Source organism: Streptomyces sp. NPDC088157 (assembly GCF_044741545.1).
Lineage (GTDB): Bacteria > Actinomycetota > Actinomycetes > Streptomycetales > Streptomycetaceae > Streptomyces.
Window position 1 is genome coordinate 629,169 of the sequence record NZ_JBIUSU010000003.1, and the last position, 17,856, is coordinate 647,024.

The window sequence follows — 17,856 nt, forward strand, 5'->3', positions numbered from 1 at the left end:
CTTCCTTACTTTCCAGTAAGTCAATTCTGAATGCACCCGTGTTCAGATTCGGACGGGCCCCTCCGTCCTGCCCCCACACCTTCCGCCCCAGAGGAGAGAGCAGCCATGCCTGCATTCAGAACCAGGCACCTTTGCTCCGTAGCCGCCGCCCTCGTCCTGACCGTCACCGCCCCCGCGACCGCCGCCACCGCTGCCTCCGACGCCTCGAACGCCGCCGCGCTGCGCGAGGTGCTCTTCGTCGGCAACAACTGGGAGGGCACCGCGGACGTCATCAAGTCCAGTGGTGACTTCGCCAAGGTCGGCCGGATCAACGTGATCCCCGACAAGGCCGCCCGGATGGCGGAGATCAACGCCGACCCGATCAAGTGGATCTACTTCCAGGCCATCCGCAACGGCGTCGGCGAGGGCCACGACCAGTTCGTCGACGACATGTACACCACGCCGGACGGCGCCTCCGTGGTCGTCTCCCGGCCCAGTTTCGCCGACGTCGTCTCCATCGACCTGGCCACCGGGAACATCAACTGGCGCTTCCCGGTGTCCGGTTACCGCTCCGACCACATGGCCGTCTCACCCGACGGCACCCGGGTCGCGGTCTCCGCGTCGATCTCGAACACCGTGCACGTCCTGAACATCGAGACCGGCAAGCAGCTGGGCTCGTTCAAGACCGGCGACAAGCCGCACGAGAACATCTTCACCAAGGACGGCAAGTACATCTACAACATGTCGATCGGCGACGTGAACACCTCCCAGGACGCCCCCTGGCAGGACTTCACGAAGGGCGACCGGCGCATCACCGTCGTCGACGCGACCACCTACAAGCAGGTCAAGATCATCGACATGCGGCAGCGGCTGGACGCGATCGGCCTCACGGACTACTCGGACGCCGTGCGCCCGGCGGTCTTCTCACCGGACGAGTCCAAGCTGTACTTCCAGGTCTCCTTCTTCAACGGCTTCTTCGAGTACGACCTCGCCACGGACCGCATCACCCGGACGAAGACCCTGCCGAAGAACCCCGCGACCAGCGACGACCGCACCACGTACGTCAACGACTCGCGCCATCACGGCATCTCGATGAGTCCCGACGGCAGCAAGCTGTGCGTCGCGGGCACGATGGACGACTACGCCACGGTCGTCGACCGCGCCACCCTCCAGGAGGGCCCGCTGGTCACCGCCTCCAAGCCCTACTGGGCCACGGTCAGCGGCGACGGCAAGAGCTGCGTCATCTCCGAGAGCGGCGCCGACCAGGTCACGGCGATCGACTTCGCCACCGGACAGAAGGTGGTGTCGGTACCCGTGGGCGACCATCCGCAGCGGGTCCGGCTCGGCCATGTGGCGGCGAACTGGACCGGAACCGGCAGCTGACGGCTTCACGACACCGGGGTGGGTGGCGGTCACCGCCCCCACCCCTTCGTCGTGCCCGGCGCGGCTAACCCACCTTCTGGGCCACCCACGTCGAGAGCTCCGTACGGGCGGCGGCCAGCAGGGTCGCGGACGGTGCGGTCGCCCCGTTGGCGACCAGGGCGTAGTGCACGGTGCCCGAGTCCGGCGCGCTGAGCAGCAGACGCCGGCTGCCCGTGCCGCCCGGCTCGGCGGCCGCCGCGATCTTCGTGGTCGTCGTGTACGCGGGCGGGGCGTACACCGTGCCGAGGTCGGAGACGACCGTCGTCGTGGCGGTCGGGAAGGAGGCCGGCAGATGCAGTTCGGTGGGCGCCGTGCCGCCGTTCGAGCGCCACACCAGGAGCCCGTACTGGCCGGAGCCGACGAGCTGTTTCGTGTTGGGCAGGGAGCTGGGGACCGGATTCCAGGTGAGCGTGGTGGAGCCGTCGCGGGAGCGGTCCTCGTAGGTGAAGGCGACGGTCGTGCCGGAGGTGGCGCTCGGGTAGATCCGGTCGAGCAGCCGGGCGTCCTGCCTGAGTGTCGCCGTGCCGCTGTCGTCCAGGCGCACGGCGGAGAGATCCTCGTCGTTCCAGGCGTCACCGGTGGTGAGCACCTTGTCGGCGTTGTCGTTCATCAGCTCGTGGTGGCGGCCGTTGTAGATGTCCCACTGCCACTGCGAGCCGGACAGGACGGGACCCGAGACGGCCGGGGTCGTCCACCAGCCGGCGCCCTTCACCCGGGAGTCGAGGGCCTGGTACATCGCCTTCAGGACGGTCGGCGCCTTGTCCGAGACGTTGCCTGCCAGGGGATGGCCGAACTCGCTGACGAGCGCCGTGGTCCCGGCCGCCGAGGCCCGGTCACGGACGGTGCCGAAGTCGGTGACGTACTGGCCGTCCTCCGCCTTGCCCCACATCAGGATCCCGGAGATGGCCTTCTGGTCGTAGAAGTGGGTGTTGAAGACGTAGCGGGAGCCGAGCGTGCCCGCGTCGAGGAGTCCGCCCTCCTCCTTGCTGACGTTGCCGTTCCAGAAGAGGTTCGGCTCGACGAAGGCGGGCTTGTCGGTCCAGCCGGCCGCGTCCATCCGGGCCCGGAACTTCACGTAGAAGGGCCACAGCAGGTCGCGTTCCCAGGTGCGGCTGTTCTGGCCGGAGTCGTAGGTGCCGGCGTAGGGCTCGTTGTAGGGGTCGAAGCCCAGGACGCCGGCGAACTCCTCGGTGGTGACGTTCGTCTTGATGTACGCCATGGTCTTCTGCGCGGTGGCCAGGAAGGAGTCCTGGAGGCCGTGGTTGTTGTGCCAGAAGTCGTACTGGGCGGCCTTCACCGCGCCGTTCTGGGTGATGTTCTGACCCCAGAGGAAGCAGATGCCACACGACTCGCCGGGGTAACCGCCCAGGTCCACCGCCCACTTGGGAGCGCCGTCGCCGGTGTACCAGCTGCCCGTGTTGAACAGGTGGCGGGAGTAGAGGTCCTGGTGGAAGTCGGGGTAGACGCGGATGCCGGCGTCGAGGAAGGCGCGCAGCTGTTCGGTGGCGGCGGCCAGGTAGGTGGTGTCGACCTGGCCACGCACCGGTTCGGCGTAGGCCCAGGAGAGCAGGAAGCGCACGGAGTTGCCGCCGCCGAGGGCGCGCAGCGCCGTCGCCGACTTCCTGGCGTCGGCGACGGAGGCGAAGGGCAGGCCCTTGTTCTCCGCGAGCTTGGTCTCGCCGGAGACGTTGTAGCCGCGCAGCACGACCTCGCGGCCATGGGCGTCGAGGAAGCGGCCGCCCGACACGGTGAGCGCCGTGCCGTCGAAGGGGAGGGAGTCGGGGAGCGTGGCGGCGGTGGCGGCCGGGGAGCCCGCCACCGTCAGGAAGCCACAGAGTCCGCAAAGGACCACCAGGACAGCGAGCAGACGTGCCCGGATATTCCGCATACGCACTACGGTCCGGTGATTTCCGGACACCGTCAATACTTCTGACTCACCAGTAAGTTCTTTCCTCCTCAGCGCAGTTGACCTCGCAGCCGCTCCGGTTCACCAGGTGCACGGCGCGGCTCGGCGGATCACGGCCATCTGGTCCAGGGAGGCGTGCGGAGGGATCGGCGGGACGGCCGGGTCGGTGCGGAAGTCGATGACGAAGGGACGGTCGGCGGTGAGCGCCCGGTTCCAGGCGGCCTCGACATGCCCGGGCTTTCCCACCCGTACCCCGTCCAGGCCGACGCTGGGCGATCTCGGCGTAGGGCAGGTCCGGGATGTGTTGCGACTCCTCGAACTGCGGGGCGCCGGACATGGCCCGCATCTCCCCCTGCGACGTCCTGGGCGCCCGTGCGGACCGGCCGCGGGCGCGTCCCTGACACGACCATTCCTGGGTAACCGTGCGGGGCGGTGAGAAACGTCCGGGGGCGGCGACCGGCGAGCGGAGCGGCCGCGGACTACCGTTCGAGGGAACGGCCGATCAGCCGTCACGGCCGGAAGGGAACCGATCGTGCGTGAGATTCTCCCGGTGCTGAACGGGTGGTACACGGCCGGTGTGCCGTTCGGGCTCGCCACCGTCGTCGCCGTCAGCCGCAGCACGCCGCGCGATCCTGGCGCTGCGATGGCGGTGGGGCCGGCCGACGAGGTCGTGGGCAGTGTGTCCGGGGGCTGTGTCGAGGGCGCGGTGTTCGAGCTGGCCCGGGAGGTCGTGGCCGACGGCGCGGCCCGGCTGGAGACCTTCGGCTACAGCGACGAGGACGCGTTCGCCGTCGGGCTGACCTGCGGCGGCGAGATCACGTTGCTGGTGCGGCCCGTGACGCCCGGCCTGGATCCCTCGTTCGGCGCGGTCGCGGAGTCGGTCGCCGCGGGCGAGCCGGTGACCGTGGCCCTGGTCACCGACGGCCCCGCGCCCCGCGGGGCCGCTCTCGCCGTCTGGCCCGACCGCACGTCGGGCACGCTGGGCGCGGAGGGCCTGGACGCGGCGGTCACGGCCGACGCGCGCGGTGAACTCGCCCTCGGGGTCACCGGCGTACGGCACTACGGGCCGCGCGGCCAGCGGCGGGAGGACGCCGTCTCGGTGTTCGTGCACTCCTTCGCTCCGCCGCCGCGCATGCTGGTGTTCGGCGCGATCGACTACGCGGCCGCCGTGGCCCGGGTCGGCGACTTCCTGGGCTACCGGGTCACGGTGTGCGACGCCCGGCCGGTCTTCGCCACCCCGAAGCGCTTCCCGCCGGGGGTCGAGGTGGTCGTGGAGTGGCCGCACCGGTACCTGCGCGGCACGGACACCGACGGACGCACGGCGATCTGCGTGCTGACCCACGACCCGAAGTTCGACGTGCCGCTGCTGGAGGTGGCCCTGCGTCGGCCCGCCGCGTACATCGGGGCGATGGGCAGCCGCCGTACCCATGACGAACGCCGGGCGCGCCTCGTCGAGGCCGGCCTCACGGACGGTGAGCTGGCCCGGCTGCGCTCACCGGTCGGGCTGGACCTGGGGGCCCGTACGCCCGAGGAGGTCGCCGTGTCGGTGGCCGCCGAGATCGTGGCGCTGCGCTGGGGCGGCACCGGTGCTCCGCTGACCGCGACGGCCGGGGCGATCCACCGTGAGAGGGCTGGGTGAGGTCGGCCCCCGCGTGTCCGGTGATTAGGGAGAAAATGCGCCAAGTGTGTTAAAGGGGTTCGTAGGGGGTACGTGCTCATAACGGACAGGCATGCATGTCCTCTGTCCTTCGTCTCACGAAGGAAGGAGGTCCGTTGAAGCAACGCACACTCGCAAGTTCCGGGCCGCCTCCGACCGTCATGGCCGGGAGCGGCCCGGTTCTCCGTCCGGGCGGCTCCTCGTCCGCCCCGGTCCTCGTCGGCCCGGTCCCGCCCCTTTCGTCTTCGTCCGCTCAGCGCGGTGGCAGCCGGTGCAGGACCACGTCCGTGAGCCGGCCGCCGGCCGCCGTGGCGGTCAGGTAGGTGCAGTGCGGTTGGCGGCGGCGGTCGGTCGGGGAGCCCGGATTGAGCAGCCGCGGGCCGCCGGGCGCCGTGGTGTCCCAGGGGATGTGACTGTGGCCGAAGACCAGGACGTCCAGGTCGGGGAAGCGGGCGGCGCAACGGGCCTCCCGGCCCCGGGCGGGACCCGTCTCGTGGACGACGCCGAACCGCAGTCCGCCCAGTTCGGCGAACGCGATTTCGGGCAGCCTGGCGCGCAGGCCGGCCCCGTCGTTGTTCCCGTACACGCCGACGACCCGGCGGCTGCGGCTCTCCAGCAGGTCGAGGGTGTCCGTGTCGACCCAGTCCCCCGCATGGATCACCACGTCCGCGTGCGGGAGCTCGTCGAGCAGCGGGGCGGGCAGCGCCTTGGCGCGCTTGGGGAGGTGGGTGTCGGACATCATCAGGAGGCGCACGGCGCCAGACTACAAAATCCCCGACTCGGGTGAATCCGGACAGGTGGGACGCCGACGGCGGGGTTAGCATCGGGCCACGCGCACCCGCCGCCCCGCGCACGGCAAGCGATCCAGCAAGGGGGCCAGGAGCCCGATGCCGGTCAAGGTCAGCGTCATCGTCCCCGTCTACAACCCCGGTCCCTACATCGAGGACTGCCTCGCCTCGCTGCTGAGGCAGTCGCTCCCGCCGGACGAGTACGAGGTGATCTTCGTCGACGACGGCTCCACCGACGACACTCCGGCCCTCCTCGACGCGGCTGCCGCCGAGGACCCCCGGATCCGCGTCGTCCACCAGGAGAACTCCGGCTGGGCGGGCAGGCCCCGCAACGTCGGCATCGACGCCTCCCGCGGCGAGTACGTCATGTTCGTCGACAACGACGACCACCTCGGCGACGAGGCCCTGGAGCGGATGTACGCCTACGGGGTCGCGAACGACGCCGATGTCGTCGTGGGCAAGATGGCCGGCAAGGGGCGCTCGGTGCCGGTGGAACTGTTCCGCACCAACCGTCCGCGCGCCACCGTCGGGAACGCGCCGCTGATCGACAGTCTCACTCCGCACAAGATGGTCCGCCGGGCGTTCCTGGACCGCACCGGTCTGCGTTTCCCCGAGGGGCGGCGGCGCCTGGAGGACCACGTCTTCGTCACCGAGGCCTATCTGCGCGCGGACAACGTTTCGGTGCTCAGCGACTACGTCTGCTATTACCACGTCAGACGCGACGACGCCGCGAACGCGGGCTTCCAGCGGTTCGACCCGGTGGGGTACTTCAAGAACCTGCGGGAGGCCCTGGACGTCGTCGAGCGGTACACCGAGCCGGGTCCGCTGCGCGACAGGCTGTTCCGGCGGTGGCTGCGCGTCGAGATGGTCGAGCGGCTGCGCGGCAAACGCTTCCTCGGCCTGCCCGAGGACTACCGAAGGGAACTGTTCGAGGAGATCCACGCGGTCGTCGGCGAGCGATTCGGCCCGGGGGTGGCGGCACCGCTCCAGCCCACTCAGCGCGTCGTCGCCGCGCTGGCCGCCGAAGGACGCTACGAGGACGTCGTCGCGTTCGCGGAGTGGGAGGCGGGTGTCGCGCTCGCCGTCGACCCGGAGGACGTCACGTGGCAGGGCGGCGCGCTGCGGATCGCCTTCGCCGCCGAACTGACGCACGACGGCGGGCCGATGACGTTCCCGTCCGCCGGGGGCTCCCCGCAGTGGCCGCCGCGGGACGTCGCCGAGGCGGTGCGATGGCTGGGCACGGACACCGTCGGCCGGTTCGACCGGACCGTGCCCGACCTGCTGCTGCGCGAGCGGGCCAGCTCGGCGCAGTACTTCCAGCCGGTGGACGTGGTCCGGGAGACGGTCCCGGCGGGCGACGGCAGCCAGGTGCGGCTCGTCCTGCGGGCGACCGCCACCGTCGATCCCGCCACCGCGCTGAGCGGCGGGCCCACGGGCGAGGGTCTGTGGGACGTGTTCGTGCGCGTCGGCCTGGGCGGCTGGACGAAGGAGCTGCGGCTCGGCCCGGCGCCCCGTCACGGCCGTCCCGTCCCGCCCGCCGGGGTGGTCGCGGGCCGCGTGGTGCTGCCGTACTGGACCGACCGGTACGCGAGCCTCGCGCTGGACGTCGGCCACGCGGGCAAGCGGCTGGGTCTCGGCCGGGTGGCGGCGGGGGACGTCACCGTCGCCGAGGACCGGCTCCAGGTGGTTCTGCCGCTGCACGTGCCCGAGGCCGCCGATGTGCTGCTGCGGCTGACGGAGGCGAAGTCCGGCAGTTCCCGTGAGGTCTTCGGGGCGCTCTCGCCGGGCGGCCGGCTGGCGGCCGTGCTGCCGGTGGGCGATCTGGCCGGCCGGACCTGGCTGACGACCGTGTGCCTCACCCCGGACGTGGACGGGGCGCGCTTCCATCCGCTGCCCTTCGCCCTGCACGTCGGGGCGGACGGCGTCCTCGTGGTGCCGGCGCCCCAGCCCGGCAGTGCGCGACGGCTGGCCCGCAGGGTGCGGCGGGCGCTGTACCGGGCCCTCGGCAGGATCACGGCACGGGGGAAGTGACGGAATGCGGCCGATGGACATCGAGGGGGCCTGGGTGCTGGAGCCCAAGGTCTTCCCGGACGGACGGGGCAGTTTCCACGAGTGGTACCGGTCGCCCGAGTTCCGCGCGGCCACCGGCTACGACCTGGGGCTCGCCCAGGCCAACTGCTCCGTCTCCCGCCGGGGCGTACTGCGCGGGGTCCACTTCTCGGACGTCCCGCCGGGGCAGGCCAAGTACGTCACCTGCGTGCGCGGGGCGGTGCTCGACGTGATCGTCGACCTGCGCGTCGGCTCGCCCGGGTTCGGGCGGTGGGAGGCGGTCCGGCTGGACGACGACACCCGGCACGCGGTGTTCCTCGCCGAGGGCCTCGGCCACGCCTTCCTGGCCCTCACCGACGAGGCCACCGTGGTGTACCTCTGCTCCACCGGATACGCGCCCGAGCGTGAGCACGGGGTGCACGCGCTCGACCCCGGGCTGGGCATCGACTGGCCGCTCGGGGTGGAGCCGGTGCTGTCGCCGAAGGACGCGCGGGCGCCGTCGCTGGCCGAGGCGCAGGCGTCGGGGCTGCTGCCCTCGTACACCTCCTGCCGGGACCACTACCGGGAGCTCCGGCTCAGCGGCTGACGACCGACCGCTCCAGCGCCCCGCGCAGCGGCTCCCAGCCCCGGGAACGGTCGACACCCCGGTTGCGGGCACGCACGAGGGGCCTCCAGAAGCCGGCCCGCAGCAGGATTTGGGGCGGCACCGCGCGCACCCGCTCCAGGACCGCCTCGGGGACCTTCTGCGGATCGGGAACGTCGTACTCGGCGATGATCTCGTGGTACTTCTCGCGCAGCACGCGGTTGCGGGGATCCGCGCCGAAGACGACGAGCTGGCCGGTCGGCTGGGTGTCGACCGGGACGATCACCAGATCGGGGCGGTGCCGGGACAGGATCTCGATGAGCTTGTAGACGTCTCCGGTCCAGGCGGTGGTGTGCCGGTCGCGGGCGGCCTCGTCGACGCCGCGGGGCAGCATGTCGTCGAGGACGATCACGCTCGACCAGTCGGAGTGCCGCTCGATGTTCATGAAGTCGCGCAGCGCGTACTCGAACAGGTGCATGCCGTCGATGAAGGACAGGTCGAGGGTGGCTCGGCGCCAGTGGCCGAGGGGATGCCGGGCCCGGGCGAGGTTGCGCAGCGGGTGGCGGCCGCCCTTGAGATGGGCGAGGGGGTTGCGGCGGGCGAAGAAGTCGTCGCTGGTGGCCTTCACCAGGTGGACGTCGCAGCGCAGCTCCGAGGTCACCTTGAACGCGGGGTCCACCGCGATGCTCGGCACGCGGGACAGCCGCAGGCTGCGGCCGTCGTTCACGCCGATCTCCAGGTAGTTGCGGTTGGCGGTGACCTTGTGCAGTTCCCGCAGGAACTCATGGCGTTTCACGAAGGGACTCCTTGAGGGACACCGGGTCGGGGGACGCCTTGCGGATGAGGGGAAGTGCCTGCCCCAGGGCGGCACGCCAGTCCCGGGACGGTGGCAGGCCCACCTCCCGCCAGCGGCCGTGCGCGAGGACGCTGTAGGCCGGCCGGGGCGCCGGGCGGGGGAAGGCGTCGCCGGTGGTGGGGCGCACCCGGTCCGGGTCGGCGCCGTTGAGGCGGAACACCTCGCGGGCCAGGTCGTACCAGGTGGCCTCGCCGGCCGCGGTGGCGTGGAAGACGCCCGTCGCGCCGCGGCCGACCTTCGGTCCCAGGTCGGCGATGCGGACGGCGACGTCGGCGCTCCAGGTGGGCTGGCCGCGCTGGTCGTCGACGACGTCGAGGGTGTCGCGGCGGGTCTCCTGGTCGAGCATCGTACGGACGAAGCTGCGGCCGTGGACGCCGTAGAGCCAGGCGGTGCGCACGATCACCGCGGCGCCGGGGAGCGCAGCTCGGACGGCCCGCTCGCCGGCCAGTTTGGTGCGGCCGTAGGCGGTGCGCGGGGACGGCGGCCGGTTCTCCGGGTAGGGGGTGCGGGCCGCGCCGTCGAAGACGTAGTCGGTGGAGACGTGGACCAGGCGGGCGCCGTGCGCGGCGCAGGCGGCGGCCAGCAGGCGGGGCCCCTCGCCGTTGACCAGCAGCGCGCGGGCCTCGTCGGTCTCGGCGTCGTCGACGGCCGTGTAGGCGGCACAGTTGACCACCAGGTCGGGCCGGTGCGCGGCGAACGCCCGGGTCACGGACTCGGGCCGGGTGATGTCCAGGCCGGTGCGGCCGAGGCCGGTCACGTCCTCGCCCCGCCGGTCCAGTTCCTCGACGGTGTCGCGGCCGAGCATCCCGCCCGCGCCCGCGACCAGCCATCTCATGGCGTCCGCGCTTTTCGCTTCAGGGGTTCCCACCAGTCGCGGTGGTCGCGGTACCAGGCGACCGTCCCGGCGAGACCGGCCGTGAAGTCGTGGCAGGGCCGGTAGCCCAGCTCGGTGCGGGCCTTCGTCCAGTCGACGCAGTAGCGCAGGTCGTGGCCTTTGCGGTCCTCGACGTGACGGACCCGGTCCCAGCCGGCCCCGCAGGCGTCGAGGAGCAGACCGGTCAGCTCGCGGTTGCTCAGCTGGGTGCCGCCGCCGAGGTTGTACACCTCGCCGGGACGGCCCTTCGTGCGGACGAGGTCGACGCCCCGGCAGTGGTCCTCGACGTGCAGCCAGTCGCGGATGTTGCGTCCGTCGCCGTAGAGCGGGACCTGCTCGCCGTCCAGGAGGTTGGTGACGAAGAGCGGGATCACCTTCTCGGGGAACTGGTGCGGGCCGTAGTTGTTCGAGCAGCGGGTGACGCGGACGTCCAGACCGTGGGTGCGGTGGTAGGACAGGGCGATCAGGTCGGAGGACGCCTTCGAGGCGGCGTACGGGGAGTTGGGGCGCAGCGGGTGGTCCTCGGTCCAGGCGCCGGTCTCGATGGAGCCGTACACCTCGTCGGTGGAGACGTGCACGAACGGGCCGACGCCGTGCCGCAGGGCCGCGTCCAGCAGCGTCTCGGTGCCCAGGACGTTGGTGCGGACGAAGGTGGCCGCGCCCTCGATGGAGCGGTCGACGTGGGACTCGGCGGCGAAGTGGACGACCTGGTCGGCGGCGGCCGTCAGCCTGTCCACGAGGACCGCGTCGCAGATGTCGCCGCGCGCGAATTCCAGGCGGGGGTGGGCGGTCGGCAGGTTGGCGAGGCTGCCCGCGTAGGTGAGCTTGTCCAGGACGGTGATGCGCACGTCCGGATCGCGGACCAGCAGGCCGCGCACGTACGCCGAGCCGATGAATCCGGCCGCCCCGGTGACCAGGAGGTTCATGTGTGGATCTGCACCTTGCTGTGATCGCCGAGAACCAGCCGGTGGGCACTGGACACGCCGGCCGCCGGGGTGACCTCGACATGCCGGCCGATCAGGGAGTTCTCGATGCGGCCCACTCCGTCGATGGAGGAGTCGCGCAGCACGATGGAGAACTCCAGCTCGCTGTCGGTGATCCGGCAGTTCTCGCCGACGGAGGTGAAGGGGCCGACGTAGGAGTCGCGGACCTCGCTGCCGGCGCCGAGGAGGACGGGCCCGACGAGGCGTGAGTTCACCACGCGGGCGCCCGCCTCCACGACGACCCGGCCGACCGTCTCGGAGGCCTCGTCGACGTCGCCGTCGATGCGCCGCTCGACGCCCTCCAGCACGGTCCGGTTGACCTCCAGCATGTCGACGACGTTCCCGGTGTCCTTCCAGTAGCCCTTGATGATCGTGGAGCGCACGTGGGCACCGTTGTCGATCAGTCGCTGCACGGCGTCGGTGATCTCCAGCTCGCCGCGCCGGGACGGGCCGACGGCGCGTACGGCGTCGTGGATGGCGGGGGTGAAGAGGTAGACGCCGACCAGCGCGAGGTCGCTCTTGGGGTTCGGGGGCTTCTCCTCGAGGCCGACGACCTGTCCGGCGGAGTCGAGTTCGGCGACGCCGAAGGCGCGGGGGTCGGCGACCCGGGTGAGCAGGATCTGGGCGTCGGGCCGGGTTCTGCGGAACTCCTCGACGAGGTCGGTGATGCCGCCGACGATGAAGTTGTCGCCGAGGTACATCACGAAGTCGTCGTCGCCGAGGAAGTCACGGGCGACGATCACCGCGTGGGCGAGGCCGAGGGGTCTGTCCTGCGCGATGTAGGTGACGTCGAGGCCGAACCGGGAACCGTCGCCGACGGCCTCGCGGATCTCCTGCGCCGTGTCACCGACGATCACACCGACCTCGGTGACGCCGGCCGCGGCGATGGACTCCAGGCCGTAGAAGAGCACGGCCTTGTTGGCCACCGGCACGAGTTGCTTGGCCGAGGTGTGGGTGATCGGCCGCAGGCGGGTCCCGGCGCCGCCGGACAGCACGAGAGCCTTCATCAGCCTCACTCCAGCCCCGGTCGCCCGGCCGCAACCGATTCATTGGCTCATGCGCACTGTGTGCCGGTCAGTCCTCACCCCTGACAATGTTCCATTCCGGGCCGGACTGCATCCCGACGACCGCGCCGGGAGCGGCGACGGCCGCCAGGCAGGTGCGCGGCGCGGCCCTCTGGCGGCGCAGTCGGCGGGCCCTGGCCCAGCCGGTCTCGGCCCGGCGGATCGCCGGTTTCTCCTCGATGTGCGCGGTCACGACGGTTCATCACCCTTCTCGGTCACAAGGCTCTCGCCTCGGGTCAGCCGGCACCCGGTCCGCCGCTGCCGAACGAGCCGCCGGAGCCCTCGTCCCAGCGGGGGCGGCGCTGGTCGGCGCTGTCCCGGCTGCCGGTGGGCCGCAGCTCGTGCGGCGTGAGGCGTTCGCCGTCCGTCGACTGCGGCATCTCGTTCGGTTCGCGTGTCCGGCGGCTCTCGTGGGGCGGTGCGGATCCGGGCCTGCGGGGCTGTTCGTGCGGCGCCGGGGGCGCGGGCTCGCGGCTGCGGACCTTGATGCCGAGCCGGAAGGCCCAGATGATGCCACCGACGAGAACGAGTCCGACGACGATGAAGGCGACGGTGGCCAGCGCGGACCTTCCGGATGCCGCGACGAAGACGGAGGCGAAGGTGTTCATGGGCGCCGGGTACCCCGTCAGTGCCCCGGGACACGTGGCGGCCGGACGGCTCAGCCGGCCGGCACCAGCTCGCTCCAGACCTGCTTGCCGCCGCTGACCGGCACCGTCCCCCAGGCGTCTGACACGGCCTCCACGAGGAGGATCCCGCGACCGCCGGTGGCCTCCCAGCCCAGGCTGGTCGGCTTGACGGGGCTGCGCGGCGAGGCGTCGGTCACGGCGACGCGCAGCCGGTGGTTGACCAGGGTGAGGTCGAGGCGGACCCGGCCGTCGGTGTGCACCAGGGCGTTGGTGACCAGTTCGGAGACGACGAGCAGGGCGGAGTCCATGGCCTGCGCGGGGACGCCCCAGGTGCGCAGGGTGCGCCGGGTGAAGCGGCGGGCCTGCCGGGCCGCCTCGGGCACCCGCCACACCGTCCAGCCCTCGCGCAGGGGTTTGACGGCCATGCCGTCGTAGCGCATCAGGAGCAGGGCGACATCGTCGCCCCGGTGGGCGTTGCCGAGCAGGGCGTCGGCGACCAGGCCGAGTCGGGCGGGATCGGAGGCCGTCAGTTCATGGGCGAGGCGGTCCAGGCCGGTGTCGATGTCCATCTCGGCGGACTCCACGAGTCCGTCCGTGGTCAGTGCGATGACGGTGCCGGGCGGCAGCCGCAGCGGGGTCATCGGGAACTCGGCCCGGGTCACGACGCCGAGGGGCGGGCCGCCGTCCGTCTCGGCGATGTCGGTGGATCCGTCCGGGTACCGCAGGACGGGCGGCGGGTGCCCGGCCCGTACGCACCAGGCGGTGCCCTCCTCCATGTCGACGTCGACATAGCAGCAGGTGGCGAAGAGGTCGGTCTCCAGTTCCATCAGGAGCCGGTTGGCGTGGGAGACCACGACGTCCGGGGGGTGGCCCTCGGTCGCGTAGGCGCGCAGAGCCGTGCGCATCTGGCCCATCAGGGTGGCGGCGGCCGCGCTGTGCCCCTGGACGTCGCCGATGACGAGGGCGACGTGGTGGTCGGACAGCGGGATCACGTCGTACCAGTCGCCGCCCACCTCCAGGCCGGCGGTGGCCGGGAGGTAGCGGGCGACGGCGACGGCGCCGGGGAGTTCCGGCAGGCGGCGCGGGAGCAGCTGACGCTGGAGCATGCCGACGAGTTCGTGCTCGGCGTCGAAGGCGCGGGCGCGGGTCAGGGCCTGCCCGGCGAGACCGGCGGAGGCGGTGAGCAGAGCGCGTTCGTCGGGGCCGAAGTCGTGCGGCTCGTCCCAGCCGACGAGGCAGGCGCCGACCGTCCGGCCGCCGGCGGCCAACGGCAGGACGGCGAGGCCGCCGGGCCCGACCTCGGCGAGGGCCGGTTCCAGGGCGGTGCCGGCGGGCCAGATCCGGGCCCGGCCCTCGCGCAGGGCGGCGGCGAGGGTGGGCATGGCGCGCACGGGCGCGTCGGGCCACTCGGCGCGCCACTCCAGCTGCCACAGCTCGGGCCAGGCCTCGGGCTCGGGCGGGTCGAGGACGGTGACCACGAGCCGGTCGTTCTCCAGTTCGGCGAGCGCGATCCGGTCGGCCCGCAGCGGCTTGCGCAAGGCGGTGACGACGGCCTGGCCGACGTCGCTGACGGTGCCGGCGGTGGCGAGCGCGGCGGCCAGCCGCTGGACGCGGGAGACGTCGGTGACCTCGTCGCGCAGGGTGGAGGCGTCGGTGACGGTGCCGACGAGCCGCGCCGGGTGGCCCTCGCCGGGCAGCAGCCGGCCGCGCAGCCTGAGCCAGCGCGGCGGCCCGGCGGGCTGGAGCACCCGGAACTCCAGCTCGCGCTCCCCGATCGACATGTGGTCGGCCTCGACGACGGACATCAGCGAGGGCAGGTCCTCGGGGACGGTGAGCCCGAGCAGCGTCTCCACCCGGCCGTCGAACTCGGCGCGGCTCATCCCGAACAGTTCCAGGAGCTCGTCGCCGACCTCGACGCGGCCGGTGTCCATGGCCAGGCTGAAGGCGTTGGGGCGCAGTTCCTCTTCCTCGGCGGGGACGGCCGGGGCCGGGAACACGACGGACTCGGCGACGAGTTCCAGGCACGCGCGGTCGTCGGCGCCGAAGCCGCCGGTGCGCTCGCTCACGGCGAGCAGGCAGCCGCCCGTGCCCTCGCGCACGGGCAGCGCGGCCAGGTGGACGTCCCGGGCGGGCATCCGCCGCGACTCCGCGCAGTCGGTGAGCTCCGCCGGGCCCAGCCACACCGGTCGCCCGTCGCGGTGGGCGGCGGCGGCCGGCGAGTGGCCGTCGAGCGGGTAGCTCTCGCGCAGCCCGTACAGGGTCCTCGGGACTCCGGCCGACTCGACCAGGCGGAGCAGGTCGCCGTCCCCGCCGGGGGTGTAGAGCGCGGCGAGGACCGCGCCCGCGAAGACGAGGGCCTGTTCCAGGGTGCGTCGCACCCGGTCGGGTGAGGCGGGATCGGCTGTGATCGTTTTGAGCGCGATTTCGGCGCGCAGGGGTCCCGTTCTGCGCTCCGCGGCACCCTCACTGACCACGTCCGCCATTACAGCGCCAAAGGCCCTTCGGCGCAGCCCCTGTGGCCGTTCGGTGGAGCCCGGAGGGGGAACCGGCGGCGGGCCGTGCTCGAAACGGAGCCCCGTCGGCGCCGGCCTTCCGGCTGGAGCCCGGTGACTGGCCGCACCCGTGACTTGGGCTCCCGGGCCGTTTCTCAGCGCGAAGATCCAGCCATCGGGTTGCCCCGGGGAGCACGCGGGGCGTCCGTAAGCCGGCGTGCGCTTCGGCCGAGGAGGCATGGGGACGGCCCGACGGGGTACGGGGTGGCCCTCGGCGGGCACGCCGCTCGCCGTGCGCGTCAAGCCGCCAGGGGGCAGATTTGGACCCTGGAGCTCGCGCGGCGCCGGGCTAGGAGGTGGTCGGCGTGTCGGACGGGCAGACGTCGTCCGGTCAGGCGCCCGCTGCCGTATGGTCGCCGGTCGACCGGCCGCTGCTCTCCCTGGCGCTGACGTCGATGATGGACGCCGTCGGGGCGCACTCGGGTGCCGTGTACCTGCGTCCCGGCGACGAGCCGGTGCTCGAGATGGCGGTGATGGCGGGGCTGCCCCGGTCGTTCGCGGCGCCCTGGGAGCGGGTGGGTCTGAGCGCGCCGATCCCGGTCGCCGAGGCGGTGCGCGAACGGCGGCTGGTGTGGGTGGGCGGGGCGGAGGACATGGCCCGCCGCTATCCGCGTATCGCCGTCGTCCTGCCGTATCCCTTCGCGCTGGCCGCGCTGCCGGTGCTGACGGCGACCCGGGTGTACGGCGCGGTCTATGTGACCTGGCCAGGCTCGCATCCGCCGGAGCTGTCCGACCGGGAGCAGCGGGAACTGACGTCGGCCTGCGAGCGACTCGCGCTCCGGCTGGAACGCGCCGCGTCGGAGAACCGTTCGGTGCGGGCCGAGTCCGATCTGCTGGATCTGGGCCCGCTGGGCGGCATCTCCGAGACGCTTGCCCCGCTCGAGGCGGCGCGGATGGTGGCTCGGCTGCCGTACGGGATGTGTTCGCTCGACCTGACCGGACGGGTGGCCTTCGCGAACACCGCGGCCGCCGAACTGCTCGGTGTGCCGGTGAGCGGGCTGCTGGGTTCGCAACTGTGGGCCGCTGTGCCGTGGCTCAACGATCCCCTGTACGAGGAGCGCTACCGGGCCGCGCTGCTGAGCCAGGACGCCACCTCGTTCGTGGCGTTGCGCCCGCCCTCGGAGTGGCTGTCGCTGCGGCTGTATCCGAGTACCACCGGGATCAGCGTGCGGATCAGCCGGGCCCGGGCGGTGGCGGCGATGAGGCCCTCCGACTCCCGCTCGGAGGACGCGCCGACCCGGCTGGTGTCGATGTCACAGGCGCTCAGCATGGCCGGGGCTCTCACCGAGACGGTGAGCGTGCAGGACGTGGTGGGTCTGGTGGCGGACGAGATCGCGCCGGCGGTGGGCAGCCAGGCCCTGGCGCTGCTCGGCGCGCGGGCCGGCCGGCTGCACGTGCTCGGGCACCACGGGTACCCCGAACCGCATCTCGTGGAGCGGTTCGACCGGACACCGCTGAGCTCCCCGACGCCCGGCGCGCACGCCGTCTCCCATGGCGTGCCCGGGTTCTTCGAGTCCCCGCAGCACCTGGAGCGCCTGTACCCGGCCCGGCGGTCCTCGCCCGACGGCTTCGCCGCCTGGGCCTTCCTGCCGTTGATCGCCTCCGGCCGCCCGGTGGGGGCCTGTGTGCTGGCCTACGCCGAACCGCACGTCTTCTCCACCCACGAGCGTGCGGTGCTGACCAGCCTCGCCGGGCTGATCGCGCAGGCCCTGGACCGCGCCCTGCTCTACGACGTCAAGCACCAGCTGGCGCACGGGCTGCAGGCGGCGCTGCTGCCGCCGTCGCTGCCGTCGCTGGCCGGCATCGAGGCGACCGCCCGCTATCTGCCCGCGACCCGGGGCATGGAGATCGGCGGGGACTTCTACGACCTGGTGCCCTCGCCCCCGCTCGCGGCGGCCGTGATCGGGGACGTGCAGGGGCACAACGTGACCGCGGCCGGGCTGATGGGGCAGATCCGCACCGCCGTCCGCGCGTACACGACGGTGGGCCAGGGACCGGCGGAGGTCATGCGCAGCACCAACCGGCTGCTGATCGACCTCGGCTCCGAGCTGTTCGCGAGCTGCCTGTACCTACGGCTGGACCCGGCCCGGGGGCGGGCGGTCATGGCCCGGGCGGGTCATCCCCCGCCGCTGCTGCGCCGGGCGGACGGCCGGGTGCGCGTCCTCGACCTCGCGGGCGGTCCGCTGCTGGGCATCGACGGCTCGGCGACCTATCCGACGACGGAGGTCGAGCTGACGCAGGGCTGTGTTCTCGCCCTCTACACGGACGGGCTCATCGAGACGCCGGGGGTCGACATCGAGGACGCGGTCGCCGGCCTGGGGCGGCGGCTCGGCGAGGCCGGGGACCGTCCGCTGGAGGAGCTGGCCGACGAGCTGGTGGGGGATTACGCGGCGGCCGAGGAACGAATGGACGACGTGGCGCTGCTGTTGCTGCGGGCCTGCGGGGACGGCTGAGGGCCGCCGCCGGGCGCGGACATGAACGGTCCGGCCCCCCACCGGAGGGCCGGACCGTTCGGGA

At 72.5% G+C, this 17,856-nt stretch carries 14 protein-coding genes and 1 pseudogene; 5 read left to right on the forward strand and 10 right to left on the reverse strand.

Features of this window, described 5'->3' with window-relative positions; all coding sequences use genetic code 11:
* Positions 1-105 precede the first annotated feature (105 nt).
* A complete protein-coding gene (locus ACIPFH_RS13990) occupies positions 106-1,362 on the forward strand; it encodes a YncE family protein (protein WP_401826106.1) in 1,257 nt (418 codons plus the stop codon).
* Between the two features lie 64 nt (positions 1,363-1,426).
* On the opposite strand, the gene ACIPFH_RS13995 is transcribed toward ACIPFH_RS13990, so the two are convergent.
* Both ACIPFH_RS13995 and ACIPFH_RS14000 read right to left on the reverse strand, forming a co-directional pair.
* Positions 1,427-3,289, reverse strand: coding sequence for a cellulase family glycosylhydrolase (locus tag ACIPFH_RS13995; RefSeq protein ID WP_401826107.1), 1,863 nt, complete (start codon positions 3,287-3,289; stop codon positions 1,427-1,429).
* Positions 3,290-3,424: 135 nt separating this feature from the next.
* Positions 3,425-3,656 (reverse strand): annotated as a pseudogene (locus ACIPFH_RS14000) (thiamine pyrophosphate-requiring protein); the annotation flags it as partial.
* Between the two features lie 183 nt (positions 3,657-3,839).
* On the opposite strand from ACIPFH_RS14000, the gene ACIPFH_RS14005 reads away from it, so the two are divergent.
* Positions 3,840-4,946 (forward strand): XdhC family protein, encoded by a 1,107-nt coding sequence (locus ACIPFH_RS14005; protein ID WP_401826108.1) that lies wholly within the window; start codon positions 3,840-3,842, stop codon positions 4,944-4,946.
* Between the two features lie 271 nt (positions 4,947-5,217).
* Here the strand turns inward: ACIPFH_RS14005 and ACIPFH_RS14010 are convergent, their stop codons facing one another.
* A complete protein-coding gene (locus tag ACIPFH_RS14010) occupies positions 5,218-5,718 on the reverse strand; it encodes a metallophosphoesterase family protein (RefSeq protein ID WP_401826110.1) in 501 nt (166 codons plus the stop codon).
* 133 nt (positions 5,719-5,851) lie between these two features.
* On the opposite strand from ACIPFH_RS14010, the gene ACIPFH_RS14015 reads away from it, so the two are divergent.
* Together ACIPFH_RS14015 and rfbC are read left to right on the forward strand one after the other, a co-directional pair.
* On the forward strand, positions 5,852-7,783 hold the full coding sequence (locus ACIPFH_RS14015) for a glycosyltransferase family 2 protein (protein ID WP_401826112.1): 1,932 nt from the start codon (positions 5,852-5,854) through the stop codon (positions 7,781-7,783).
* Positions 7,784-7,787: 4 nt separating this feature from the next.
* Positions 7,788-8,387 carry a dTDP-4-dehydrorhamnose 3,5-epimerase gene (gene rfbC, locus ACIPFH_RS14020; protein ID WP_401826113.1) on the forward strand — a complete coding sequence of 200 codons (600 nt, stop codon included), beginning with the start codon at positions 7,788-7,790 and terminating at the stop codon, positions 8,385-8,387.
* Here the strand turns inward: rfbC and ACIPFH_RS14025 are convergent.
* From ACIPFH_RS14025 to ACIPFH_RS14055, 7 genes are all read right to left on the reverse strand, one after another.
* Positions 8,377-9,180 carry a class I SAM-dependent methyltransferase gene (locus ACIPFH_RS14025; protein WP_401826116.1) on the reverse strand — a complete coding sequence of 268 codons (804 nt, stop codon included), beginning with the start codon at positions 9,178-9,180 and terminating at the stop codon, positions 8,377-8,379. The two genes, rfbC and ACIPFH_RS14025, sit on opposite strands and share 11 nt — an antisense overlap.
* Positions 9,167-10,075: a dTDP-4-dehydrorhamnose reductase gene (gene rfbD, locus ACIPFH_RS14030; protein ID WP_401826118.1), complete on the reverse strand. Its 909-nt coding sequence runs from the start codon at positions 10,073-10,075 to the stop codon at positions 9,167-9,169. Before rfbD ends, ACIPFH_RS14025 begins: the two co-directional genes overlap by 14 nt.
* The gene (gene rfbB / locus ACIPFH_RS14035) at positions 10,072-11,040 is read right to left on the reverse strand and encodes a dTDP-glucose 4,6-dehydratase (RefSeq protein WP_401826120.1); all 969 of its coding nucleotides are present in this window, start codon (positions 11,038-11,040) and stop codon (positions 10,072-10,074) included. The genes rfbD and rfbB overlap by 4 nt, the downstream gene beginning before the upstream one ends.
* The gene (locus tag ACIPFH_RS14040; RefSeq protein ID WP_401826122.1) at positions 11,037-12,104 is read right to left on the reverse strand and encodes a glucose-1-phosphate thymidylyltransferase; all 1,068 of its coding nucleotides are present in this window, start codon (positions 12,102-12,104) and stop codon (positions 11,037-11,039) included. The genes rfbB and ACIPFH_RS14040 overlap by 4 nt, the downstream gene beginning before the upstream one ends.
* Positions 12,105-12,171: 67 nt before the next feature.
* Positions 12,172-12,354, reverse strand: a complete 183-nt coding sequence (locus ACIPFH_RS14045) for a hypothetical protein (RefSeq protein WP_356259785.1) — start codon at positions 12,352-12,354, stop codon at positions 12,172-12,174.
* A gap of 43 nt (positions 12,355-12,397) precedes the next feature.
* A complete protein-coding gene (locus ACIPFH_RS14050) occupies positions 12,398-12,769 on the reverse strand; it encodes a DUF6479 family protein (protein ID WP_401826124.1) in 372 nt (123 codons plus the stop codon).
* Between the two features lie 50 nt (positions 12,770-12,819).
* The gene (locus ACIPFH_RS14055; protein ID WP_401826125.1) at positions 12,820-15,270 is read right to left on the reverse strand and encodes a SpoIIE family protein phosphatase; all 2,451 of its coding nucleotides are present in this window, start codon (positions 15,268-15,270) and stop codon (positions 12,820-12,822) included.
* Positions 15,271-15,635: 365 nt separating this feature from the next.
* Here ACIPFH_RS14055 and ACIPFH_RS14060 point away from each other — a divergent pair, with 365 nt between their 5' ends.
* Positions 15,636-17,792, forward strand: coding sequence for a SpoIIE family protein phosphatase (locus tag ACIPFH_RS14060; protein ID WP_401826127.1), 2,157 nt, complete (start codon positions 15,636-15,638; stop codon positions 17,790-17,792).
* Positions 17,793-17,856 lie beyond the last annotated feature (64 nt).